Annotated in this window: 16 protein-coding genes; 8 read left to right on the top strand and 8 right to left on the bottom strand. The window is 39.0% G+C overall.

The window, feature by feature from the left end; translation table 11 throughout:
• Positions 1 to 16: 16 nt before the first annotated feature.
• The 8 genes from ACH3PA_RS08580 to ACH3PA_RS08545 form a co-directional block, all read right to left on the bottom strand.
• Positions 17 to 1588 carry a calcineurin-like phosphoesterase C-terminal domain-containing protein gene (locus ACH3PA_RS08580; RefSeq protein WP_416448514.1) on the bottom strand — a complete coding sequence of 524 codons (1572 nt, stop codon included), beginning with the start codon at positions 1586 to 1588 and terminating at the stop codon, positions 17 to 19.
• 18 nt (positions 1589 to 1606) lie between these two features.
• On the bottom strand, positions 1607 to 3040 hold the full coding sequence (locus ACH3PA_RS08575; protein WP_416445172.1) for a SusD/RagB family nutrient-binding outer membrane lipoprotein: 1434 nt from the start codon (positions 3038 to 3040) through the stop codon (positions 1607 to 1609).
• Positions 3041 to 3049: 9 nt separating this feature from the next.
• A complete protein-coding gene (locus tag ACH3PA_RS08570; RefSeq protein WP_416445174.1) occupies positions 3050 to 6496 on the bottom strand; it encodes a SusC/RagA family TonB-linked outer membrane protein in 3447 nt (1148 codons plus the stop codon).
• Between the two features lie 76 nt (positions 6497 to 6572).
• On the bottom strand, positions 6573 to 7514 hold the full coding sequence (locus tag ACH3PA_RS08565; RefSeq protein ID WP_416445176.1) for a FecR family protein: 942 nt from the start codon (positions 7512 to 7514) through the stop codon (positions 6573 to 6575).
• Positions 7515 to 7613: 99 nt separating this feature from the next.
• Entirely contained in the window at positions 7614 to 8192 is a 579-nt protein-coding gene (locus ACH3PA_RS08560) for an RNA polymerase sigma-70 factor (RefSeq protein WP_416445182.1), read from the bottom strand.
• A 91-nt stretch (positions 8193 to 8283) separates the two neighbouring features.
• On the bottom strand, positions 8284 to 8970 hold the full coding sequence (locus ACH3PA_RS08555) for an SGNH/GDSL hydrolase family protein (protein WP_416445184.1): 687 nt from the start codon (positions 8968 to 8970) through the stop codon (positions 8284 to 8286).
• A 104-nt stretch (positions 8971 to 9074) separates the two neighbouring features.
• Positions 9075 to 9242, bottom strand: coding sequence for a hypothetical protein (locus ACH3PA_RS08550; RefSeq protein WP_416445186.1), 168 nt, complete (start codon positions 9240 to 9242; stop codon positions 9075 to 9077).
• A gap of 152 nt (positions 9243 to 9394) precedes the next feature.
• Positions 9395 to 10420 carry an LLM class flavin-dependent oxidoreductase gene (locus ACH3PA_RS08545; RefSeq protein WP_416445188.1) on the bottom strand — a complete coding sequence of 342 codons (1026 nt, stop codon included), beginning with the start codon at positions 10418 to 10420 and terminating at the stop codon, positions 9395 to 9397.
• A gap of 256 nt (positions 10421 to 10676) precedes the next feature.
• Between ACH3PA_RS08545 and ACH3PA_RS08540 the strand changes: the two genes are divergently transcribed.
• The 8 genes from ACH3PA_RS08540 to ACH3PA_RS08505 all read left to right on the top strand — a co-directional run bounded on the left by ACH3PA_RS08540 (position 10677) and on the right by ACH3PA_RS08505 (position 26020).
• Positions 10677 to 13103, top strand: coding sequence for a TonB-dependent siderophore receptor (locus ACH3PA_RS08540; protein WP_416448513.1), 2427 nt, complete (start codon positions 10677 to 10679; stop codon positions 13101 to 13103).
• 60 nt (positions 13104 to 13163) lie between these two features.
• Complete coding sequence (locus ACH3PA_RS08535; protein WP_416445193.1) at positions 13164 to 15494, top strand: TonB-dependent siderophore receptor; 2331 nt, start codon at positions 13164 to 13166, stop codon at positions 15492 to 15494.
• Positions 15495 to 15499: 5 nt separating this feature from the next.
• Positions 15500 to 16225: a DUF4198 domain-containing protein gene (locus tag ACH3PA_RS08530; protein WP_416445195.1), complete on the top strand. Its 726-nt coding sequence runs from the start codon at positions 15500 to 15502 to the stop codon at positions 16223 to 16225.
• A gap of 330 nt (positions 16226 to 16555) precedes the next feature.
• Positions 16556 to 16858: a hypothetical protein gene (locus ACH3PA_RS08525; RefSeq protein WP_416445197.1), complete on the top strand. Its 303-nt coding sequence runs from the start codon at positions 16556 to 16558 to the stop codon at positions 16856 to 16858.
• Positions 16855 to 18414 carry a PepSY-associated TM helix domain-containing protein gene (locus ACH3PA_RS08520; protein WP_416445199.1) on the top strand — a complete coding sequence of 520 codons (1560 nt, stop codon included), beginning with the start codon at positions 16855 to 16857 and terminating at the stop codon, positions 18412 to 18414. The genes ACH3PA_RS08525 and ACH3PA_RS08520 overlap by 4 nt, the downstream gene beginning before the upstream one ends.
• Before the next feature lie 76 nt (positions 18415 to 18490).
• A complete protein-coding gene (locus tag ACH3PA_RS08515) occupies positions 18491 to 21250 on the top strand; it encodes a LuxR C-terminal-related transcriptional regulator (RefSeq protein WP_416445201.1) in 2760 nt (919 codons plus the stop codon).
• Between the two features lie 223 nt (positions 21251 to 21473).
• Positions 21474 to 24581 carry a SusC/RagA family TonB-linked outer membrane protein gene (locus ACH3PA_RS08510; protein WP_416448512.1) on the top strand — a complete coding sequence of 1036 codons (3108 nt, stop codon included), beginning with the start codon at positions 21474 to 21476 and terminating at the stop codon, positions 24579 to 24581.
• A gap of 17 nt (positions 24582 to 24598) precedes the next feature.
• Complete coding sequence (locus tag ACH3PA_RS08505) at positions 24599 to 26020, top strand: RagB/SusD family nutrient uptake outer membrane protein (RefSeq protein WP_416448511.1); 1422 nt, start codon at positions 24599 to 24601, stop codon at positions 26018 to 26020.
• The last annotated feature ends 10 nt before the right edge of the window (positions 26021 to 26030 follow it).

The following is a 26030-nucleotide window of genomic DNA, read 5'->3' as shown; positions in this document are numbered from 1 at the left end:
TTCTAAACAATCACGTTTATTTTACAGGTTCTTCCAGACGATAACTGCTTGTACCTGTATAAGTTTTTCCATACATATCAGTTGCTTTGATCTCGATTTTATGTGTCCCAACTTCCAGTTTTGTCGGGATGCTTCCGCGCCACAAATGTTTACTGGGAATAGGATTACTAGAGCGCCTGCCGGACATCAATTCTTCTTTAGTATCCCAATCATAAACCAGCTCTACATAAGAAGGGTCTGCTTCTTCTACATATTCCATCGGTTTCCATTCCCCATTATCTACACGATAAACAAGTGAATCTGTTTTTGTTCCCATAAAGAAATTTGCATAAATTCCGGCTTTTGTATTTCGGCCTTTAGCGACAACTTTTGGTGCAAAAATTTCCATCTGAAAATCCTCAGGCTTGCCTGCCACTTTATAATCTACATCATACTGATTTCCATTAAAGTGAATAAAAGCATAACCTTTGGGCGTTCCGTCACGCATTACTGAAATAGGAATTCCCTGTTCATTCAATTTTCCGGAATACCAGTCACCGGAAGTCGTCCCCACGTTATATTCGTGATGCGGTTTATCCCGCAACCAACCGTCTTCTTGCGTAAAGAAATCCTGCTTTTGGATATGTGTATGCGCTGAAAGCGAAAGTGTATTGAGAAATGGCTCTAATAATTGAAATAATCGCTCGCGGTCTTCATCCCGATATGCATCGCCTTCAGGTTCACTCAACGGAATATGAAAAGCTAAAACAACCAGATTATCCTTTGGCACAAACTTCAAATCGTTCTCAATAAAATCGAGCTGATCTTCTCGAAAACCTCCCCAGTACCCGTTAGAATCGCGCGGATCAGGATACAAAATATCATCTAAAATGATAAAATGCACCTTCCCGTAATTGAAAGCATAATTGGCCGGGCCAAAATGTGCTTCGTAGGTTTCATCTGAAAGGTTATCAGTTTTTGCGTCAAAATTCATGTCGTGATTTCCCATTAAATTAAACCAAGGGATTCCCACTTTTTGCGTCGCTTTAATGTATGGATTGAAAAGATCCAGATCGTTTCCGACTAAATCACCCATACTTAAACCAAAAGAAACATTTTTTATTCCTTCTACTTCTGTAACCACACCACGCATATAATAATCAACTTCATCAAGATTATAAGGTTGTGGATCACCAAAAACCAAGGCCGTAAATTGCTCTTCATTATCTGCCAAAAACAGGCCAAAATCGACCGATTTAGGCAATTTTCCGGTGGGTTCTACACCTTTGAATTTGGCTTGTGGCGAACCTTTCGGTTTATAGATATAGAAAAACTGCGGAAGATTATTTTCATCAACCTGAAGTTCATATCCCGCAGGTTTTATGACCGCGATAATATTATCGTCACTTAGCGGAAGTTTATAGTGACCATTTTCATCGGTTAGAACTACAGCTTCCCCGTTTGTTACTGAAACCTGAGCAATTCCTTTTTCCTTTCGGTCTTTTTTACCATTCTGGTTTGCGTCCTCATAAACAAATCCGCTTGCTTGATTTTGTGCAAAAACCGCCAAATTGAGTATAAAAACGGCTAAAAACATTGATTTTCTCATCAGAAATTTAGTTTTTTATTAGTTATCCCACCAGACCTTAGTGTTAATATCGTCGCTTCCTCCCAGCATTTGTACCGCTTCCTGATAGTGCTCCTGATTGTTGATCTGGATATCTGAAGGATAATAAAAACGCACCGGCATTTTTGCGTCATTCATCATGGCTTCTGTTGTAGGCAATTCCGGGAAACCGGTACGGCGGTATTCAAACCATTGCTGATAATCTGTAAAGTACAAGGCGTAATATTTTTGCAACATAATGCGCTCAAGTGTTCCGTTGTATTGAGCAAGAGGTGCCTCAAAATAAGTATCAGGCATTTCAGTTTCTAATTGCTCTATTGCAGCCGCAACACCGTTTTTATAATGTGTTTCGGCATCAGCAGTAAAACCGCGTTGCGCCATTTCGGCTTTGATAAATTCTACTTCAGCATAGGTCATTAAACAAATCTGCATCGGGTTTTCTACCTGTTCAATATTGAAAGTAGAAGCATTATAATCAAACTGCGACTCAGCTCCCGCATATGCGCTGGGAATCCCTTTGTAGCCAATACTATTGTTATTTGCATCTTGTGCCATTGTAGCAATGATAGGTCGTCTGGGATCTTCAAGTGTATTTAGATTATCTATAAAAAAAGAAGCGATCTTTACACTTAAGCGAAAATCCTGCGGTCTTCCCCAAGGTGAAACATTAGGCGTTACACCGGTCACCTGCAAAATAGCAGACTCTCCCGTGCTTTCAAAAACCGGATATTTTTCAGCGTTATTGATCATTGTGGTTAGGGTTTGAAAGGCATTCGTTTCACTGCGGTTTGAAATGCGCAGCAATAATCGCATATGAAGGGAATTAGTAAACTTTTGCCAAAGTTCTACATCATTATGAAACAGAATATCATCTGCATAAACCATTGTTTTACTCGTGTCATACAAATCATTTGCATGCTCTAAATCGGTCAGGATTGTTTCATAAATAAATTGCTGATTATCAAAAGCGGGATAGAAATTTCCATCTTCTCCACTTACGGCTTCGGTCATGGGTACGGGGCCAAACAAATCTGTAAGGTTTGAATACACCCACGCTTTTAAAGTAAGCGCGATTGCCTGATAATTGGGATCTTCCGCTTCTATAGAAGCAAGTTCCATCTCTTTGATATTATTGAGCCATTTGTAATAGTTGTACCAGGAAGAATTACCTATATTCTGGCTTACATCATAGCGATGCAAACCTCCCGACACACTGGGAAAAGGCAGTGAAACCTGCATTAAATCGAACGTGATACTAGCGCTACGATCTGCATTATGAGTAGCCAGACCATAAATTATAGGATTAATTAAAGTTCCCGGGCTAATATCAGAAATACGATTAGGATCTTCATTTACTTCTTCAAAATCACTTGTACACGCTCCTAAAACCAGAAGTAAAGTGCAACCTGTAATTAAAGCTTTTAATTTTTTCATCTCAGTTAATTATAAATTTACTTTTAGATTAAATCCGTAAGTGGCGGGAGAAGGCATTTGCCCCATCTCAATACCCGGCAATATTGTGTTCCCGTTAAGCGCAGCGGTTTCAGGATCGTAAATAGGAAAATCTGAAACCGTAGCCAGATTTCTTCCATAAACGGAAAGATTAAGGCTATTAATCCCGGTGTCTGCTAACCACTTTTTTGGAAAATTATATTGCAAACTCACTTCTCTAAGTTTTAAGAAAGAGGCTTCAAATGAGTTTGATTCTACATTGGCACGACGGTAATATCTGTTGTACCAGTCTGGAGTCACTGCTTCAGTTGTATTAGGTGAATAAGTTCCGTCATCATTTAGCACAACGCCATCGCCTATAATTACTCCTTCTTCACGGCCCATAAATGTAGATTTTAACTTCCCTTGCTGGGTGGCTTTATGGTGCGTTTGAGAATAAATTATACCGCCATATTGCCCGTCAAGCATCACATTAAGCGTGACATTGCCCAACTTAAAACTGTTATAAAGACCTGCTTTCCAGTCTGGGCTTGCGTCACCTATATATTGTATCTCATCTGGATAAGCTGGTAAACCTGCATTGTCATATACAATTTCACCTTCCGGGGAACGCACAAAACCATACCCATAGATTGCAGTAGTAGTTCCTCCTACTTTCGCAATAAGCGTAGCATTACCACCAGAACCTATTTCCTGCTGCCCGTCAATACCATCTGCCAGTTCCAGAACCTTATTCCAGTTACGTGACCACGTTAACGTACTGCTCCAGCTAAATTTATCTGAATTGATGATTTTTCCTGTAAGTGTTAATTCTACTCCGCGATTACGTACTTCTCCCGAGTTTAAAACACCGGAACTATAACCCGTTGTGATATCAAGCGGTACCGAAATAATTTGATTTTTAGTATTGGTCTCGTAAACTGTCGCATCAAAATTTAGCCTGTTATTGAGAAGACGTGCTTCAAAACCTGTCTCATAACTTGTGGTTATTTCGGGTTTAAAATTTCCGTTATATAGACCTGTGGGAACAGTCGCCGAACTCGGGAATGCATTCTGACTATAATACTTGCTGGTTTTATAAGGATCTGTATCATTACCCACTTGCGCGAAAGAAAAACGGTACTTTAGATAGTCCATCGCTTTTGGAAAATTGAATATTTCCGAAAGTATAAAACTGGCATTCGCCGAAGGATAAAAGAATGAATTGTTTGCCGCAGGTAAAGTACTTGACCAGTCATTTCTTCCTGTAAGATCAACAAATATTTTATCGGCATAAGAAAGGGAAAGCAGACCATACAGACTATTTACTTTCTTGTTTCTATCATATGTTGCAACGATAGGATTGTTAATACCATTAGCCAATTTATAAACTCCGGGAACCACAAGACCATCAACAGAAGCATCTGTCCTGGTATATTTATAATCCATCGCGTTTCCTCCTACAGAAAATGAATAGGCCAGATCATCTGTAAACTTGTTGTCGTAACTCAATAAAAAATCGGTATTTACTTCTTGTTTCCAGATATCCTGAGCTTCATAATAACCTTGAGAATATCTGTTTATACTATAAGGTCGTTTCTGCTCACGATCCTGATGATAGGTGTTTAATGAAGTGCGCAGCATTAGATCCAGCTTTGGCGCAAGCTCAATATTTGTGTAAATATTACCTACGATCTGATTGCTCGATAACGGATTTGTCGCTTCGTAAGCAATCAAAAATGGATTGTCTATATACGAACTAAAAGGTTGAATCTGCTGAATTTGCTCCTGACCATCCTGCCAGATCGGGCGTAGCCAGTCCAGATCGACATTAGGATTCTGGAAAATCATAAAATAAGCGATAGAACCATTATTATATCCCGTACTGGGCAGGTTATCGCTGGTTCTGTTGTTATAATTGATCACCGAACCAATTTTTATATGATCTGAAATTTGATACTGAGAATTTACAGATGCGGTGATACGCTCATAACCTGTATTGGGCATGATCCATTCATTTTTAGAATGCCCTACAGAAAGTCGCATTGAACCTTTATCGTTTCCGCCTTGCAGCGAAATATTATTATCAAAAGTCACCCCGGTACGCCAAAAATCCTTCCGGTTATCAGGATACGCCCGCCATGGTTGACGCGTTGCCGATTGCCCTTCTAAAGCCGGATCATATTGATAATATTCCTGCCCTTCAAACTTGGGTCCCCAAGCACTACTTGTGCTGCCGGTATTGTTGCCATCTTCTGAAGCACCGTAAGAATAATAAGGATCGCCGTTATCATCAAAGCTTTTTCCCGTTCCCTGCCCATATTCATATTGCCAGTCTGGCCAGCGCTGAATAACATCCAGATTAATGCTTGAATTATAAGTAATCCCAAGTCCGGCTGTTTTCTTACCGGATTTAGTTGTGATGATCAAAGCGCCATTTGCAGCGCGGCTTCCGTACAAAGCAGTCGCTCCCGGTCCTTTTAAAACCGTTACGCTCTCTATGTCATCAAGGTTTAGATCTGAAATCGCATTCCCATAATCAATAGGAGAATCTTCACCGGTGTACGCACTTGAAGACCCTGAAGTAGTCATCTCGTTATTAACGGGCACACCGTCAACCACGATTAATGCATTATTTCCATTAGGATTTAAAGAGTTATTTCCCCGCAAGGTAATCTGTTGCGAATTGAGCGGCCCTGAACCGGCAGAAACAATATTTAATCCTGCCACTTTGCCTTTTAAACCCGAAGACCAGTTTGTGGGCATTGTTTGAGACAGGTTATCAGATTGAATGGTCGCCTGCGAGAAGCCCAGCTTCTTTTCTTCCCGTTTTATTCCCAAAGCAGTAACTACCACTTCGTTTAGAGCATTTACATTTTCCTGAAGTGTGATTTCCTGAAAACTACCTGGAGTCGCCTGTACCGTTTTAGTTGTAAAACCAATAAATGAAATTTCGAGAATGGTTGAAGTCCCTGAAAGCGCAAGTGTGAAGTTCCCGTCAAAATCTGTGGTAGTCCCATTACTGGTGCCTTGCTCAATTACAGTAGCGCCGGGCAAAGGAATACCGCCTTCATCGCTTACTTGACCCCGAATGGTTTGTTGGCTTTCAGAGTTAAGCACTGTAATCGTATTATTGATCTGCTTAAACTTAAATCCCGTCTGTTGAGATATTTTATCTAAAATAGAATCGAGGCTTTCGTGATCTGCCTGGATATTAAAATGTTGATTGGTTTCTGAAAGTGTACTGTCAAAAACAAAAGTGAAATCGGTTTGTTTTTCTATCGCCAAAAAAACTTCGGTTATAGAAGCATCTTTAAGGTTTGTGGTTAGGTAAACGTCTTTTAAGCTTTGCCCTGATGCCGGAGCTGCGATTGCTCCTGTGATCATAACAAGAAAGCTTACCAGATAAAGTGGTTTTCTAAAGAGTAACTTTTGAAAAAATTGTAGTTTAGTATTCATTACAATAATGGCTATAATTAATTTGTAGTCTTATTTATTCTAGCCCATTTCTGTTGCAGCAGAAGTGGGTTTTTTGTTATTCATTGCTGGGATTTTCTCGTATAAGAATATGTTTAGGGGTTAGGTATTCTATTTTCAGATGTTTTATAAGTGCCAGACTCTCAAGAACATTCTCCAGTTTTTCTTCTTTAAATTTTCCTGAAATCGTCTGCTCTTTTATTTTCTCATTTTCAAAATCAATTTGCACATCGTACCAGTTCTCAAGAACTTTAGCGGTTTTTGCCAAAGTGGTTTGATGTAACACGATGATATTTTTAGTCCAGGCGATCTGTTCTTCACTGTCGTCTTTTGAGAAAAACGGCTTGATATTATCTTTAAATACTACCTGTTCATTCTTAATCAGGAAGACTGTAGTATCTTTTTCTATGGAAGTAACAGCCACTTTACCGGTATTGACACTTACCAGAACATCATCTTTCTCAAAAGAGTTGATATTAAAAGAAGTACCAAGAACGCGGGTTTTAATTTTACCGGTCGTGACTGTAAAGGGTTTCTCTTCATCGTGAAATACCTTAAAAAAAGCTTCTCCTTTTAAGGTTATATCGCGCTTTGTAGTAAAATCTTCGGTATAGGTAATGCTCGAATTTGAGTTTAGGAAAACGTGAGAACCGTCTGCCAACACGATTTCTCTTTTTTCGCCTCGAGCTGTGGTCTGGGTAATATTATTTTCGCTTAAAAGCAAAGAAGTGACAAGGCCAATGCCAATAACGCCTATAAAAATTGCAGCAATAGCAACCGATTTTTGACTGAAAAAGGAAGGTTTTTGAGCCTTTTTTGCGATATTTTTCTGAATCTTAGCTCGTATACGCTGCTTTCTTGCATCGCTGAGATCGATCTCAAGATCTTTATGCTCTTGCTGTAGTTTTTCAAAAAAAAGATCAACAGCTTGTTTTTCTTCCCGGGATGCGCTTTTGGCGTAATATTTTTGAGCTAATGTTATAAGTTCTTCTTCCTTCAAAATGTGCTTGTTTACCGGTAAGTCACATTTTAAAACAAGTTCACGTAGTCAAAAAAACGCATTTAATGGTTTCTTTAAATACGTCCTTTAGACTTTACATTAATGAAACATTAAGATAATAAGAAGAGAAAGTTCGCGTGAATCTACATGTGTCTTTAAGTATTTTAACGCGTCACTGATATGCTTTTCTACGGTACGGATAGAAATATTGAGCTTCTGTGCGATTTCGGCATTTGTAAAATCTTCAAAGCGACTCAGCATAAATACTTTTTTACACCTGGGCGGAAGTTTGCTTACTTCCTGGCGCACCAGCAATTCAAACTCATCGTATTCTAACTGGTTTTCTACTCTGGCCGGAGTGGGAATGTCGTGTAGAATTTCTGAATGAACTCTACTGAATTTAAGATCTCTAATATGATTTGCAACCTTGTATTTTACTGCCCTAAACAAGTAGCCTTCAAGATTTAGAATGGGAGCAAGCTCTGATTTTTCCCAAAGGCTGATAAAAACTTCCTGCACGATATCTTCACAGATCTTTTCTTCCTGATAAATACGAAAAGCATACGCGTATAAACGTTTCCAGTAGCGCTCGTAAATCTGGTCAAAAGCCTTTTCCTGTCCCTGATTGAGAAACTTTTGAAGTTGGTCGTCTGATACAGTTGTAAGATCTGGTTGCATTTGCTAAGGGTTAAAACAAATGAACCAATTTTATAGTTTGCTCAGGCTATGAAGTAGTTTAAGCTTTGGTTAAGAAACAGACTTGTAAAAGCTATTTTTCGCTTAAAGCTTTCGCTATAGCTTCTTGTACTAAAGGCTGCATAACCTTATAACCGGCAAGAGTAGGGTGCACGCCATCCTCACTGAGTTCTTTAGGAAGCCCTTTATTATCATCTACCATTTTACTAAAATAATCAAGATAGATCATATCATTTGTAGCAGCATAATCCTGTAGCATTTTATTTAATTCTATGATCTTATCGGCAGGTTCCATCCCGGGTTTCCAGGGATAATCTGCTGCCGGCAAAACTGAAGAAATAATTACTTCAATCCCATGAGCTTTTGCCAGTTCGCTCATCGATTTTATGTTATCTGCGATCATTTCTAATGTAGAAGGGCCGGTATTGCCGGCAATATCATTGGTTCCGGCAAGAATCACTACCGCAGCCGGTTTAAGGTCGATCACATCCTGACGAAACCGCAACAACATTTGTGGCGTGGTTTGCCCGCTTATCCCTCTGTTTACGTAAGGCGCTTGCGCGAAAAAATCAGGATCAAGTCTAATCCAACCTTCAGTAATAGAATTGCCCATAAATACAACCTGATCTGTAATTGTGGTATCTACAGTTTTATTGTCTTCGCGAAAACGTTCAAGATTTGGCCAGTCCTGAGCCTGTGTATTCCAGTTTAGAAAAAATGCCATAAAGATGAATAGAATGGTTCCCTTAGTGTTTTTCATTTGAATAAATTTTTAACTATCACTAAAATTATAGCATTTAAACTAACGAACCTAGAAGAAATAAGTGTGAAGATTATGAATAAAACAAAAACAGTATAATGAGGTCAATTTTCGTCTGTCTCCTCCTTTTTAGCATTTGCACTTTTGATGATCTCTTTAAGCCTTGCAGCTCGTGCATCCTTTTCCTTACGAGCCTTATTCTTTTTGCGATCCATAAGTTTAGAATGCTTCGCCTTGTTCTTCGTATTTTTGGGAGTTCCTTTCTTGGCCATAATATTCAAAAGTTAAGGATGCGAAACGAATAGCTCCATTTCGCAAAGGAAAATTTTGACAAAGATAGCGCTTTCAAATTCCCTTTATAAATAGAAAAACCAGCCGATTTTGGCTGGTTTTTGACTATTTTTTAGTGGTTTCTACCCGGTTTTTAAGCAGGTTCACCAATATTTTTCATCGCTGCGGAGAGGATTTCATAGGATTTTTTACGCGCCTGATGATCATAAATATGTGAAACAGCAATAATTTCCTGCACTCCCGTACTTTCTACAAATTCTGATAATTCACGCTCTATGGTTTCCTGTGAACCAATAAATGTGAAATACATCATATTTTTAATCATTGCCTCCTGCCCTTCGTTCCAGACACCGTTCATTGTGTCAATAGGTGGTTGTAACGGGCGTCTTATACCTGTAATTATACCCATAGCAAATTGATATAAACTGGTAGCCAGACGTTGCGCTTCTTCATCTGTCTCTGCCGCGATCACATTTACACAAGCCATAGCATACGGCTTCTGCAATTGCGCTGAAGGTTTAAATGTTTGGTTATACAAATTTAAAGCATTGTACAAATGTGCAGGTGCAAAGTGACTTGCAAAAGCATAAGGCAATCCTTTTTCGCCAGCGAGCTGAGCGCTAAATGTACTTGAACCCAACAGGTAAATAGGAATATCTAATCCTTCGCCGGGAATAGCTCGCACTCTTTCATCCTCATTTTCTTTAGAGAAATACTGCTGTAATTCGGCTATGTTATTAGGAAAATCCTGAACACTTTCCTGCCTGCCCTGGCGCAAAGCCTGCGCTGTAAGTTGGTCTGTACCCGGTGCTCTGCCCAAGCCAAGATCAATACGATCTGGATACAGAGTTGCAAGCGTACCAAATTGCTCAGCGACAATAAGCGGCGCGTGATTAGGCAGCATGATCCCGCCAGAACCAATGCGTATTGTAGAGGTTCCCTGTGCTAGAAAACCCAGCAGAACAACGGTTGCAGAACTTACAATGCTATCCATATTATGATGTTCTGAAATCCAGAATCTTTCATAACCCAGCTTTTCTACGTAGCGGGCAAGATCAAGACTGTTATGCATCGCCTGCTGATGACTATTGCCCTGTGTAACGGGAACAAGATCGAGAACAGACAGTTTTATATTTTGTGGTGTATCGTTAGTGGTCATTTTTACTTCTTTTATACTAGCAAAAAGGTAGTCTGATTTATGACAGCTTCCTTACGTTATGAATCATCATCAATAGAATTCTACTAAAAATATCGGCTGATTGCGGTTAAAAATCGGGGAAAACTGCTAAAAAATCCCCACCTGCAGGACACCTTACATTCAGCAACGTTAAAATTTATTTAAATTAAATCTAAATAAGCTTTGTGGTTTAAAAATCTCATTTTACATTTGCCTTATTCTTAATCAATCTAAATAAATGAAAAATCAACTACTCCTAACCACACTATTCCTATTTTCTCTTTCTCTTTGGTCGCAGACAGGAAGAATTACAGGAAAAGTAACCACTGCACAAAACGAGACTCTTACTTCTGTAAATATTGATCTTCTGCGCACAGGTAAGGGAACTTCTACAGATGCTACGGGGAATTTTATCTTTAATAATTTACAGCCGGGCAATTATATTTTGCGTGCATCTTACATAGGCTACAACACAAAAACCATTGATGTTCTTGTTCAAACCAATGAAACCACAGATCTGGGCACTATTGTTCTTTCTCTTTCTGAAGAGCAACTTAATGCCGTGACCCTTAATGCCCATAAAGGCAACAGTTTTTCTCGTGAACGCAGTGTTGCCGTTTCTAAAATGCCGCTTGCAGACATTGAAAACCCTCAGGTTTACAATACAATCACAACTGAATTAATGCAGGAACAGGTCATTACAAACTTTGACGATGCTTTAAAAAACGCACCTGGCATTGACAGACTATGGGAGTCAACAGGAAGAGGCGGTGATGGGGCAGGTTACTTTTCACTACGCGGCTTTGCTGTACAACCCACCCTTGTAAATGGTATGCCGAGTATAACAAGCGGAAGTCCTGACCCCGCAAATATTGAGAGTATAGAAGTGATAAAAGGGCCATCTGGAACGCTTTACGGCAGCAGCCTTATCTCCTATGGTGGCTTAATAAACGTAAATACCAAACGTCCTTATACTAATTTTGGCGGAAGCATATCATATACTTCTGCGAGTTACGGTCTTAACCGCGTTACGGCAGATGTCAACACACCGCTTAGTACTGAAAAAAATATAGCCCTACGCATAAATACGGCTTACCATACTCAAAACAGTTTTCAGGATGCAGGTTTTAAAAAATCGTTCTTCTTTGCTCCATCACTTTCTTACGAGGTTAATGATCGTCTTTCCTTTTTTATAAATACTGAATTTTATACCGGTAAAAGCACTAATCAAACCATGCTTTTCTTTGATCGCGGTGCCGAGTTAAGAGTTCATAATATTGATGAACTGGGTTATGATCATAAACGCTCTTATACCGGCAATGACCTATATATTGAAACACCCACTTACAGCCTGCAAGGACAAATGAATTACAGACTGAGCGATTCATGGACCTCACAAACTGTATTCTCAAGATCATCTGCAAAATCTGATGGCTATTATTCTTATCTCTACGAAACCACACAATATACCCCGGTGACTGAAGGTATTGTTCTGGGTCGCTATATAAGCAAGCAGAACTCTGAAATTATTGGTACAGATATTCAGCAGAATTTTATAGGCGATTTTAATCTGGGCACTATGCGCAATCGCATCGTAGTAGGTCTTGATTATTTTCGCAGAAATGCGATTGATAATAGTTCGCCATATGTAGGCAACGGGATGATCTACATAGGTGACAATCTACAGCAATTTAATGAAGGAGTATTAGGCAATGATGATCCTGCGACTTATACAGATGACAGCGGTGTACTCACGCAAGCGGGTACAGATGCGCTCTTGGCTAACGGTAAAATAACTCCGTCAAAATCACAGCAGGAAATATTTAGTGCTTATGCCTCTAACGTGATCAATATTTTACCTCAGCTTTCTGCTATGGCTAGTCTGCGTGCAGATCGATTTTCTAATGATTCATATGCACAAACGGCATTTTCGCCCAAATTTGGTGTAGTATATCAACCTATTCTCAACCAGGTTTCTCTATTTGCCAATTACATGAACGGGTTTAGCAATCTTGCTCCTGTAACCGAAAATACTAATGGTGTTATTTCTACACGCTCTCTTAATCCTGAGCATGCTAATCAATTTGAATTTGGTACAAAACTCAATCTTTTTCAAAATAAACTAAGTGCAAGCATCAGTTATTACAACATCACTGTAAAAGATGTGGCTTTACGTATTGATGAGGACGCACAGAATTATTACTACATACAAAACGGGGAACAAACAAGTAAAGGTGTAGAATTTAGTCTTACAGCAAACCCTGTTAATGGTTTACACCTTATTGCCGGTTTTAGCCACAATGATAGTGACCTCACAAAAGGTGATGCTGCTTTTGTGGGTATACGCCCAGAAGGTGCGGGTCCCGAAAATCTGGCAAATCTATGGGCCAGTTATTCATTCTCTCAGGGCGATTTAAAAGGTTTTGGAGCAGGTTTTGGCGGGAATTACGCAAGTGAAAATAAAATTTATAACCGAAATAACCTCGGGACTTTCACTGCGCCAGAATATACAATAGTTAATGCATCAGTCTTTTATGGCTGCCCTGATTTTAGAATTACGCTTAAGCTAGATAATATAGCAAACAAAGAATATTACAAAGGCTGGTCTACTCTTAGTCCGCAAAACCTAAGAAGTGTAGCAGCAAATTTCACTTATAATTTTTAATGTTTTGAATTAGCCAAAAGTCCTTCTGGTTTAAGCGGAAGGACTTTAACCAACCAACCTATGAAAAAACCAATTCTCTTTATCACCCTGTTTTTCTGCATAACCTTATCATTTGGACAAAGTATTAAAGGCAAGATAGTAGTTGAAAATGATCAATTTATATCAAACGTCAATGTACTCCTGGTTGACACTAATAAAGGAGCAACCACTAATGATCAAGGTGAATTTGAAATAAAAAATGTAACTCCGGGAAGTTACACCCTAAAAATCACTTCAATTGGGTACAAAACCGAACTCCTGCCGGTTACCCTTTCCAAAAATGAAACTAAAGAACTAACCATCACACTTCAAAAGAGTAATGAACAATTAGGTGAAGTACTAATCACTACCGATCAAAAAACGTATGCTGCCAAAGAACCTTCCAGCAGTTTACGCTTAAAATCAGCTTTGATAAAAACCCCGCAAAACATACAGGTCATCAGTGCAGATTTACTTAAAGACCAGCAAGCTTATACCATGATGGAAAGTGTGAGCCGTAATGTGAGTGGGGCAACAATGATCGAGCATTGGGGAAATTTTGCTCGCATCAACATGCGGGGATTCAAGATCCCGGCATTTAGAAATGGAATGAATGTAGAGATGACCTGGGGGCCCTTAGCTGAAGATATGAGCATGGTAGAGCGCATAGAGTTTGTAAAAGGGCCGGCCGGCTTTATGCTGGCTGCGGGACAACCGGGAGGTTTTTATAATGTGGTTACAAAAAAGCCCAGCCCAAACAGGATTTTAGAAGCCTCTTTTGCAGTAGGTAGTTTTGACACCTACAGAGGTACTCTGGATTATGGGGATGCAACTGCTAATGGAAAATTGCAGTACAGGATTAACGCAATGGCTTCTACAGAAGAATCGCATCGCCCCTTCGAAAAGTCTAGCAGGATCTCGGTAGTGCCTTCATTAAAATATGAGTTCTCAGATAAAACCTCATTAACTACAGAATTCACCTACCAGGAAGCTGATATGCCTTTAGGTTCGGCATACGTTTTTGCGCCTATTGCTATAGGTTTTGGCGGCTTAGATCGAGATTTTTCTGCAATTGACACTAATTTTCCAACAACGGAGATTGAGGAACTGGGAACTTTCACCAATTTCACCCATAGATTTAATTCAAATTGGGAATTTCAGGCGCAATATTCCTATATCAAATATGATCAGGAAGGTGCAACTCCCTGGCCCCTGACCGTAGAAGAAAATGGGGATATGGTTAGGGGCGTAAGTATTTGGGATGCTTTGGGAGAAACTAACATCCTTCAACTATTTGGTACAGGTAGTTTTAATACCGCCCAGATTCATCATAACGTACTGGTAGGGTTTGATTACAACAAAAGGGAATATTGGGCAGACTGGGCTCAGGGAGGAGCCATAGATGATGCAGAAGATCCATTCAACGTATTCAACCCGGTATATGGAAATGCGGTCATGCCTATATTTGACCGTTCACAAAGTATCAAAACACGCGGTCAGGGCGGTCATCAGGGCATCACATCAAGAGGATATTACCTACAGGACGAGATTGGTTTTTTTAATGAAAAACTACGTTTAACCCTTGCAGGAAGGTACACCAATGCCGATATCTTCTCATATGGTACAGGGGCAGATGCTTCTAAATTCACACCCCGGTTTGGGTTGAGTTATGACATCCTGCCCACTTTTACAGTCTACGGCTTATACGATGAATCTTTCTACCCCCAACAAGGATTAAGTGCTACAGGTAAAAGTTTTGATCCTGAAGAATCGAGCGATATTGAAGGAGGATTGAAAAAATCCTGGTTCAATGGCCGGTTAAACAGCTCGTTAACTGCATATAAAATCACAAAAGACAACGTACTGGTAGGCGATCCTGAGAATATTAATTATTCCATTCAATTGGGGCAGGTAGAATCTAATGGGTTTGAATTTGACATACAGGGAAAAATCACCCCTCAATTAAATGTGGTACTTAATTATGCCAATACCAATGTAGAAATTACCAAAGACACAAATCCTGATAACATAGGCACTAAAGTCGCAGGACATGCTAAGCACGTTACCAATGGGTGGGCAAATTACACCTTTACCGAAAATAATTTTTTAAAAGGTTTTGGTGCTTCCCTGGGGTACCAATTTCAAGCAGACCGTTCTTCCTGGAACTGGGCTGCAGACAATGAATCTGAATTACCAGACTATTTCCGGTTAGATGGTGGCGTAAGTTGGCAAAATAGACACTTTAATGTGCGCCTCAATGTGAATAATATTTTGAACAAATACCTGTACTCAGGATCAGCCTATGCCACATATATGTACTGGCAGTCTGAACCGGGAACCAACGCAAGATTATCTATAACTTATAAACTTTAGTCAATATGAAAAAAATAATCATCACATCAATATTTTTAGTCATGGCATCTGCCCAGTTATTTGCTCACTATATGTGGGTAGAAACCAGTGCTACAGGCAACTTAAATCAGGAACAAACCGTACGCGTATATTTTGGTGAATATACCTACGGCGTGACAGAAGAAGTTGGGGGCGATGCTTTTGCTAAAATGGACAAATTCACGCTTTGGCTGGTTGATCCTGCTGGCAATAAAACGCGCCTGCAAACTAGTGCCGAAGAGAAATTCTATTCAAGCTCTTTTATTCCAAAAGTTAACGGGACTTATACATTGTTCTTAAATAATAATGAAATTGACGTTGTTGACTATACACAATATGATTTCGGAATTTTCAAGACTCACTATCACGCTGTCGCGAAAGTAAACGTAGGAGCGGCAAATGAAGAAACCGCTATAAATAATCCTGAAGGTATCACCCTAAAAAGCATACCTGCCGAAACCGGAAAAGTTAAACTTCAGGTGCTTTACAAAGGTGAACCTTTACCAAAAACTGAAGCTTCAATTTATGTTGCTGATCTGTGGTCAAAAAAACTTGAAAGTGACGAGAATGGTTTCATCGCTTTTGATCTCCCATGGGATACCAAATATATTGTAGAAGTTACTACCAAAGAAGAAGCTCCCGGAGTTTACAATGGTGACAACTATGAGTTCATCTGGCATTGTGTAACTTATTGTATTCCCGGCAACAAATGATAACTGTCTCGGTATTATTGATCTTAATGGGATTTTATTTTTGGTACAGCACCTCTTCTAAAGTAAAATTAACAAGTAGCGCGTTTCCCGAAAATCGGCTCAGGAAGCATAAAAATCTGACTAAAATAGTCGGATTTTTACTGTTATTTGGTGGGTTTTTGATTCAAATTTCCGCTTATGGTTATGCATCTGGTATACTCACAGCTCTTGTAGTATTAATGCTTGCCGGGAGTTTATGCATTCTTCTTGTACCGCTAAAAATATTTAATACAATATTCATTACCATAATAATGCTCACTGCCTTTTTAATTGAACTTTTTGTGCTTTAATATGCCGGCAAACAAAAAATACCTTACAAACTCAAATACACAGCGTTTTGCGAAAATAAGCGCTGGTATTTTAGGTGGCTACCTGGTGACAATTGCTCTTCATCTGGCATTAGCAACGTGGCTGCCCAGACCTGAAGTTTTAATCACATCAACCTACAGCGGCTTCATCATGTGGGTCGTACTCATGATCTTACCCTTTCTCGCAAAAAATGGCTGGAAGGTTTGGGGCATTTATATACTTCTGCTTTTTGCTTTCGCATTAGCTATCTACTTTGGCAAATCACTTAACCCGCTATCTCAATGAACAACAGAGATTATAATGTTCTTTTTAATCTGCATACGGTAAGTGGTATTGTTATAAGCGTAGGACTATTTGTAATCTTTTTTGCTGGCTCTTTCTCCTTTTTTAGAGATGAAATAGTGAATTGGGAACGCAATGAAGCTACTGCTAATAGTCAGGGGATGCACATTGATTTTGATGAAGCTCTTGATAGTATTCAGAAAAATTATAACCTGAATGGGCGCGATATACAAATTTCTAAAACTTTTGATGAGCGCAGAGTAAATGTTTCACTAGGCGCTTCTAAAGATACTTTAGCAACAGAAGAAAATAAGGCGGGCGCCTACTTCTATCTCGACCCACTCACTTACAAAAGCTATTCATATATAAAGTCGTACACGTTAGGTGAATTTTTATATCGCCTTCACTTTTTTGCACAGATCTACTATCCTGTAGGTTATTACCTTTCTGGTTTTGTAGCGTTGTGCTTCTTATTTGCTATTGTCACAGGAGTTCTTGTGCATTGGGACAAGATTGTGTCTAATTTTTATGTTTTTCGCCCCTGGGCTAAATTAAAAACCTTATGGACTGATGCGCATACCGGCTTAGGCATGATAGGCTTGCCATTTCAGTTTGTATATGCCGTTACCGGCGCTTTCTTTATGCTACAGATTTTACTTGTGGCGCCAAGTGTTTTTACAATTTATGATGGTGATCAGGCTCAATTATATGAAGATCTTGAATTTACAGACAAGCCTGTTGCTTTTAAAAATAACCCTCTTGAAAGCAATTTCAGTATAAATGAACTCGTCTCTAAAACGAAAGAAAAATGGAATGGCTTTGAAGTTAGTGAAGTTCATATTTTTAACTATGGTGACAAAAATATGCATGTAGCTGTTGAAGGCGCTTTGGGTTATGATAACCAACTCACAGCACCGGGTAAAGCTGTTTATAAGATCTCACCGCAACTGCTTGTTTTTGAAAAAGATCCTTTTAAACAGGCATCTTATCTCGATCAGGCTAAGAATTTGCTCTATCGCCTGCATTACGGCGATTACGGTGGCTATTTATTAAAAATAGCCTCGTTTATATTGGGAATAATTTCCTGTCTTGTGATAGTTAGCGGAGTCATGATCTGGCTCGTGGCAAGAGATAAAAAGAATATGCCTGAGAAAAAAAGGAAATTCAACAATGCGGTAGTGCGTATTTATCTGGCAATATGTTTAAGTATGTTTCCGGTAACGGCTCTTGCCTTTATTGCCGTGAAAATTTATCCTAACGAAGGGCAGTCTTTTATTTACAGCTTCTACTTTATTAGCTGGCTACTATTCTCAACCTTTCTCTTTTTAAAGAAAAACCTGCGGTTTATGACCCGTTTTTGCCTGATTTTAGGCGGTATTTTAGCGATTTTTATTCCATTATTAGATGGTTTTGTAAGCGGAAACTGGGTCTGGAGCATATTATTAAAACCGGAAAGCAATTTATACGTGGTTGATTTGTTATGGTTATTAATTGCCATTACATCTTTATTCGCCGCGTATAAAAGTGCCAAGATGAATACAGCCAAAAACTTTCTTTGATGCTCGTTTTAGAAATATGAACATGTAAGGCGTTATTTTTACACATTCTATATTTTTAAAGTTGAAATTCATCGTTGTGAAAGAGATTCTTCAAATAAGATTATTTGCCCCGTTAATCACCGCTCTCCTTTTATGGGGAATAACTTCTGCACAGGAATTAATCCCCCCTGTTCTTAATTATAATACAAAAACGTACAATGCCGCCAGCCAGAACTGGGGGTTGAGCAGTGACGAGAGAGGTTTTATTTATGTTGCCAATAATGAAGGGCTGCTGCGTTATGACGGTCAACGCTGGACTAAATTTCAATTACCTAATAAAACCATAATTCGTTCTGTTTTTTATCACCAGGGAAAAATCTACACAGGTTCTTATGAAGAGTTTGGGTACTGGGAAAATGATGAATTTGGTTCTTTAAAATACACATCGCTCACCCACCTTATTAAAGATACTTTTGATAATGAAGAATTCTGGCAGATAGCTGCATCTCCTCAAGGTATAATTTTTAGATCCTTCGGTAAGATTTATCTCTATAAAGATGATTCTATACAAGCTTACAAACCTTCTTTTTTAATTGCTTCGCTTCTGGTAACAGAAAATGAGATATTATTAGGAAGCAGCGATGGGCGGCTCTTCCGCTTCAGCGATTCAAATTTCACACCGCTCACTAAAGAACCCATTGCTTCTGGCGATGCAATTAATACGTTGGCTCTGCTCAAAGACACTGTACTTGTAGGCACAAAACTTAGCGGAGTTTTCAAATTACAGGAGAATAAATTAATGCGCTGGGGAAGTGACGCTCTTCATGAATTCCTGCTAAAAAACGAGCTAAACAAGGTCAAAATCTTCCATAATCAGGTGGTTTTTGGCACTATAAAGGGAGGTATTATTACAACTAACGCTCAGGGCGAAATTCTAAAAAACTTTCACCGCGGTAATGGTTTGCAGAACAATACCGTTCTCGCTCTTGAAGTACAGGCAAAAACCCTCTGGATAGGCCTCGATAACGGCCTGGATGCAATAGATCTTGATGCTGCCATTTCATACTATCGCGATAAAAGTGGTGAGCTGGGTGCTGTTTATGATGTCGCTTCTTATCAGCATAAAATTTATCTTGGAACTAATACCGGTATTCATTTTTTAAAGGATAATGAGCAGTTTTTTATAGAGGGATCACAGGGGCAGGTCTGGAATTTCTCGCAGATAGGTGAGCAGCTTTATGGCAACCACAACCGCGGCATATTTAAAATAGCAAATGATAAGATATTTCCGGTTTCAGAACGTACAGGTAGCTATCGCCTGGATAAAATTCCCAATACCAGCGATCTGTATATCAATTCAACTTATAACGGTTTAAGTCTTTACAAGAAGCTGAGAGATAATTCACTTAATTATCTACAAACTTTTGAGGCACCCAACACGCCAACAGATAAAGTGGTTTTTCAGGATGACGAGACTGCCTGGGCATCGCATCCTTATAAAGGATTTTTTAAGTTGACTCTTGATCCTGCAACCGGAGAAGTTAAGAATTTGAAGGTTTATAAGAATGATTCCCTCTTTACCGCATACAAGACCTCAATACATAAGATACGTAATGAAATATGCTTTTATAACGCCGGTAATTGGTTTCGCTACAACACAATAAATGATGAAATAGAACCTTTTAACGAACTAAAAAATTACTCAAGTTACAGTCTTGTAAGCGATGAGGATGATTTTTATTGGTTTAAGAACCGCCATGGTAATGGCTTAGTCTATACCAATTTTACCACAGATAGTCTATATGTTTATGAACCCCAAATAGAAAACCGATTAATTAAAGGCTATGATAAGGTGGTCAAGATCAATGACAGCATTAATCTCATAACGCTGTATGAAGGCTTTGCTGCAGTAAACATCAATCAGTTAAAAAGAGAAGCAGCGTCAAATGATTTTCTCGCCCCCATTTTTACCGGTTTTAGTGATGAAAACAGCGATTTTCCCCTTACAGAGAACGATTTTGAAATTTCGCATAAAGCGGCATCCAGCATTCGTATTCTTGTGGCTGCCCCGCAATTAGCCTCTCCCCTATTTTATTACACGTTAAACGGAAGACAAGGTTATGCTTTAAAGGGAAATATTGAATTTCAAAATTTAGCCTCAAGAGATTACGAACTTAAAATATGGGCCTTATCAAATGGTACGCTTAGTAAAGAACCGCTTATATTAAACTTCACAGTAGCACCAGCCTGGTATTACAGTAATCTCATGCTTGGGGTTTATGCATGCCTGCTAATTTTAATAATTATTCTCATCTATGTAGTCAATAGAAGAAAATTGAACAAGCACAGGCAGGAAGTCGAGCAGCGCCTGATTAAAGAACAAGAAAGAAATTTGCAAATAGCAGAACGCAACAAATTACTTAGTGAGATTAACAATAAGCGCAAAGAACTGGCAAACACCACTTATCTGGCTGCAAAACGCAACCGCTCGCTGCTTGAAGTGCAAAAAGAACTCGATGATGTAAAAGATAAATTTGACAATCAATATAAGTTCAAAAATATCCAGACTAAGATAAATCATATGCTTGAAGGGAAGGATAACTGGAAGGTTTTTGAAACTAATTTTAGTGAAATTAATGACGATTTCTTTCACGATCTGCTTCAGAAATATCCATCCTTAAGTACAAAAGATCTTAAACTTTGTGCCTATTTAAAAATGAATTTAACGACAAAAGAGATCGCTCCTTTGATGGCAATTTCGGTTAGAGGAGTAGAAATTCATCGCTACAGACTGCGCAAAAAACTCAATCTAAAATCAGGTAAAAGCTTATCAAAATTTCTAATAAGTAATTATTAATATGCATTACTTCAATGTGTTTTTTAACACATAAATACTACATCAACACTACATCAAGTAAATTTACGAAAACGTTATAATTAAAATTTAAAACTTGTAATAACCTGTTTTATAGTTATTTATAAATATTTAACATTTTGATGTAATAGTTATGTACTTCTGATAAGATACTATTGGCCTAATTTTCTTGAAAGTTTCAACATACAATCTAAAAAAACTGCTCATGAAAGTTAAATCATTACTCATCTTTTTACTTTTATTGTCAGGCACCGGGGTTTTTGCCCTGGACACCAAAACAATAACCGGTATTGTTACAGATAGCCGCGATGTTCCTCTTCCGGGAGCCGAGGTTAAAGTGATAGATAAAGAAAATTACACCGTCACAGATTTTGATGGAAATTTTTCTTTAGAAGTTAGTCAGGGTGAAACTATACGCGTAACCTATTTGGGTTTTCAGGCGTATACCTTTACTATTGACGCACAAGACACCTATAACGTTATACTACAAGACGAAGCCTCAGAGCTTGAAGAAGTGGTTGTTATTGGTTATGGTAATCAAAAGCGAAGTGATATCACCGGTGCAGTAGTTTCTGTAGACAGTGAAGACATTACTAAACAACCTGCGCTTACACCTATGCAATCTATACAAGGTAAAGTGGCTGGTGTAAATATTATTGCTAATGACTCTCCAGGTGCCACCCCTACAGTAATGGTGCGTGGTTTAGGTACTGCAGAAGGTGGTCGTGATCCTTTTTATGTTGTAGATGGTCAACCTGTACAAGATATACGCAGCATTAACCCAAATGACATAGAGTCAATTGACTTTCTTAAAGGAGCCAGTTATGCTAACATCTATGGTATTCGTGCGGCTAATGGTGTAATTCTTATTACAACCAAAAAAGGTAAAAAAGGAAAGCCAACATTTAATATTGAGTCTTACTACGGTGTACGAAGTGTTCTTAACAAAGTTGATATGGCTAACGCTTCTCAGTACACGCAATACTTTAATGAAGAAAGCGCCGCTGTAGGAGGTTTTCAACTTCAACCTAATCAACAATTCAATACAGATTGGTTTGACGAGCTGTTACAAATAGGGAACATAAGTAACAATAGTTTCTCAGTTTCAGGAGCTACAGATGCTGTAAATTATTTCTTCAGTTATAACTATTATGAAGAAGAAGGGATTCTAAGAGATAATAAATACAGTCGTGGTACGATACGCAGTAACAACACTTTTCATGTGTTAGATGATAAACTGAGAATTATACCGAATGTGAACATTTCATACACAAATGAGGCACCAAAGCCCTTTGGTTCATTTACAAATGCCTACAGACAATCACCTTTAGTTCCCGTATACTACGATAATGGTCGTTTTGCCCAGTCTTATGTAAATCAAACCACAGGTTTTGTAGGCTATCAGGGAGCAGAAGGAGAATCTATTGGTAGATTATATCCTCATGGTAACCCTGTTGCAGATGTTTTCTATCAGGATCAGGACATTAACACCCTTACTTTACAAGGGCAGGTAGCAGCAGAATTAGACATTGCAGAAGGATTAACATTTACTGGTCGTTTTGGTGCAACCCAGTTCTATTCAGAAAACAAAGAATTTAGTGAGATACGTGAGCGCTGGTTAGATTCAGATCCTCGCAGAACAGTAACTCAATTTGAAGCCGGTCGTGTAGATACAGACGGCGATGGTACTATTTCAACAGAATTTGCTAATAATTCTTATCGCGTTATAAATGCAAATTACTTTAGATGGAACCTTGAAGGGTTTCTTACCTACACGACTTCTGTAGGAGATCACAATATTTCGGCGACAGCCGGAATAAGCCGAGAGAATTTTGGTGGCAGAGAAGAACTCAATGCCCAGGCTTACGATGTATTTCAGGAAAAAAGATTGAGAAACTTAAGCAGAAGAACTTCTTCTTTCTTTGATAATACAGTAAACCAGACTATCAATCAGTCTACAAATCTGCAGTCTTATTTTGGTAGAGTTGAATATGATTACGCTAAAAAATATTTCTTAAGAGCAGTTTTAAGACGTGATGGTACCAGTGATTTTGTAACTGGTGAAAATTACTTTGATAATTTCCCTGCATTTAGTGTGGGCTGGACGTTGACAAAAGAAGAATTTCTTAGCAACAACGAATTACTAACTAATCTTAAACTATTTGGAGGTTGGGGTAAATTAGGTAATGCTAATGTGCCTTTTAACGTACAGCAGGTTGAAACCAATGGCGGTAGCGGAAACCAAAACTACGTCTTTGGTCCTTCGCAAACTCTTATTTACGGTGCCTCTTTTGGCAGCCCGGTAGAGCCTCTTCGTTGGGAAGTAACAGAAGAATGGGAAGCTGGTTTTGACTTCGGTCTTCTTGATAACAAACTTACCGGTACAATTGACTACTACAACAGAAGAAATACCAATGCGATAATCAATGTTAGAAACACATTGAACTCTGCTGCAGAAGGAAACTTTTTAGCTCAGGCAGCAGAAGTATCTAATGTAGGTTTTGAAGGTCTTGTTAACTGGAAAGATAATATAGGTGACAACTTTACTTACAGTATAGGTGTAAACGTATCTACTAACAAGAACACGGTTGAGAATGTAGTTTCCGGATATGACGGTGCAACTGGCGGAAGCTTAGGAAATGGTCAGATCACAAAACGTTTAAAAGAAGGTGAACCTCTTTTCTCATGGTGGATGTATGAAGCTGACGGGGTTTGGCAAAATCAGGATGAAATTGATAACAACGCTTCAATAGGAAATGCAGCTCCGGGTCATTTACGATATGTAGATCAAAACGGTGACGGTGCAATTGACGACCGCGATAAGAAATACTTTGGCTCTTATATTCCCACGTATAACTATGGTGTAAACATCAATGTGAACTACAAACAATTTGACTTGAGTGTAGCTGGTTTTGGTGTAGGTGGCAACAAAGTTTATAACGGTCTTGCAAATACAAGATTAGGTGGTGAGAATGTAACTCAGGAAACATTTAATAATCGCTGGACGGGTGATGGTTCTACAAACTCAGCGCCGGGAGCAAACAGAGATTCATACGCTTCTTCATATTGGTTAGAAAAAGGAGATTATTTCAGAATCAACAACATGACGCTGGGATATACTTTTAATGAGATCTCATTCTTAAACAGGGCTCGTATGTACTTTACCGTACAGAACCCATTCATGTTTACTAAGTATTCTGGTTTTACGCCAGAGCTTAATCAAGATGGTGATCCTACCAGTACTACTGGTATAGAATTGTCTGCTTACCCTACTACTAAAACATTCATTTTTGGAGTTAACCTTCAATTATAAAATAAAACAGAAATACTATGAAAATTAGAATTAATACTTTGATATATGTACTTCTGGCAACATTTCTGCTAGCCGGATGTGATGACTTTGTAGAAGAGGTTGAAGTTGTGGCTCCTACTGCAGAAGAGAGCGGTGAAGTTTTTACTCCTACGCAGTTTATTACCGGGGTTTATGGGCGTCACACAGATTTCTCTTACGCTTTTGCTTATCTGGGAATCACAGAAATTATTTCAGACAATGCAGATAAGGGGAGCTCGCCTACAGATACAGGTACAGATAAACACTTGCTTGATGGCCTGACTTACACATCTACATCTCCTTCTTTTAGAGATATGTGGACACAGTGGTACAAAACAATAGGGCGCGCCACTCTTGCAATAGAATATACAGAAGACTACGAGCCTATTAATGAGTCACTAAGACAACGTCTCATTGGCGAAGCTAAATTTCTTAGAGCGTTAAATTATTTCTGGCTGGTACGCGGGTTTGGCGATGTTCCTATTCAGGAAGTCAATCTGGTAGACAGAGCTCCTGTTTCAGAAGTGTATGCTTACATTGAGCAGGATCTTATAGATGCAGCTGCTTCTTTACCAGCAAAAGGCGATTACGCTGTTGCAGATATAGGCAGAGCAACTCGTGGTGCGGCGCAAGGGCTTTTAGCTAAAGTGTATCTGTACGAGAAAAAATGGCAGCAGGCGGCAGATATGGCTAATACTGTAATTAATTCTGGTGATTACGCTTTAGAACCTGATTATGCGACCGTATGGAGAGCTTCTACAGAGAATGGACCGGAATCGCTTTTTGAACTTCAAGCTCGAGGCGAAATAATAGCACATGGTATTCAACAGTATTCTCAAACTCAGGGAGCTCGCGGCCCTAGTGGCTGGGGTTGGGGTTTTAACACTCCTTCTGAAGATCTGCTAAATGCTTTTAATGAAGCTGGTGACACTGTAAGAAGAGACGCAACGATCATTTTTGCGGGAGAAACTCTTTTTGACGGCAGAGAAGTTAGTAGCTCTGTTGAGAATCCGCGATACAACGAGAAAGCTTACTCAAGTGCTAATCCAGGCGCAGGAGAAAGCGATAAGAACATACGTATTTTAAGATATGCTGAAATTTTATTAATTGAGGCCGAAGCGCTTAATGAGTTAGGACAATCAGCAGCGGCTCTTGGTCCATTAAATCTTGTAAGAGAGCGTGTTAATCTGTCAGACATTACAACTACAGATCAGGGAGCACTACGCCAAATGATCTGGAATGAACGTCGTCTCGAACTTGCCTTTGAACATGACCGCTGGTTTGATCTTATTAGAACAGGACAAGCAGAATCTGTAATGACGGCTTTAGGTTTACCATTTGGTGAGAAGAACAAACTTTTCCCAATACCTAATGATCAGTTAATTCAAACTCCTGAAATGACTCAAAATCCGGGTTGGTAATCATTCACTG

Origin of the sequence: Leeuwenhoekiella sp. A2 (assembly GCF_047946655.1) — a bacterium.
In the GTDB taxonomy this organism is placed as follows: domain Bacteria; phylum Bacteroidota; class Bacteroidia; order Flavobacteriales; family Flavobacteriaceae; genus Leeuwenhoekiella.
Note: the sequence above shows the minus strand (reverse complement) of the source record. Positions and strands in the feature narration are given on the sequence as shown.

Bases quoted from the DNA above. Each gene is read 5' to 3' on its own strand.
- ACH3PA_RS08580 (WP_416448514.1), bottom strand. From the start codon at position 1,588: ATGAGAAAATCAATGTTTTTAGCCGTTTTTATACTCAATTTGGCGGTT.
- ACH3PA_RS08575 (WP_416445172.1), bottom strand. From the start codon at position 3,040: ATGAAAAAATTAAAAGCTTTAATTACAGGTTGCACTTTACTTCTGGTT.
- ACH3PA_RS08570 (WP_416445174.1), bottom strand. From the start codon at position 6,496: ATGAATACTAAACTACAATTTTTTCAAAAGTTACTCTTTAGAAAACCA.
- ACH3PA_RS08560 (WP_416445182.1), bottom strand. From the start codon at position 8,192: ATGCAACCAGATCTTACAACTGTATCAGACGACCAACTTCAAAAGTTT.
- ACH3PA_RS08555 (WP_416445184.1), bottom strand. From the start codon at position 8,970: ATGAAAAACACTAAGGGAACCATTCTATTCATCTTTATGGCATTTTTT.
- ACH3PA_RS08550 (WP_416445186.1), bottom strand. From the start codon at position 9,242: ATGGCCAAGAAAGGAACTCCCAAAAATACGAAGAACAAGGCGAAGCAT.
- ACH3PA_RS08545 (WP_416445188.1), bottom strand. From the start codon at position 10,420: ATGACCACTAACGATACACCACAAAATATAAAACTGTCTGTTCTCGAT.
- ACH3PA_RS08540 (WP_416448513.1), top strand. From the start codon at position 10,677: ATGAAAAATCAACTACTCCTAACCACACTATTCCTATTTTCTCTTTCT.
- ACH3PA_RS08535 (WP_416445193.1), top strand. From the start codon at position 13,164: ATGAAAAAACCAATTCTCTTTATCACCCTGTTTTTCTGCATAACCTTA.
- ACH3PA_RS08530 (WP_416445195.1), top strand. From the start codon at position 15,500: ATGAAAAAAATAATCATCACATCAATATTTTTAGTCATGGCATCTGCC.
- ACH3PA_RS08525 (WP_416445197.1), top strand. From the start codon at position 16,556: ATGCCGGCAAACAAAAAATACCTTACAAACTCAAATACACAGCGTTTT.
- ACH3PA_RS08520 (WP_416445199.1), top strand. From the start codon at position 16,855: ATGAACAACAGAGATTATAATGTTCTTTTTAATCTGCATACGGTAAGT.
- ACH3PA_RS08510 (WP_416448512.1), top strand. From the start codon at position 21,474: ATGAAAGTTAAATCATTACTCATCTTTTTACTTTTATTGTCAGGCACC.
- ACH3PA_RS08505 (WP_416448511.1), top strand. From the start codon at position 24,599: ATGAAAATTAGAATTAATACTTTGATATATGTACTTCTGGCAACATTT.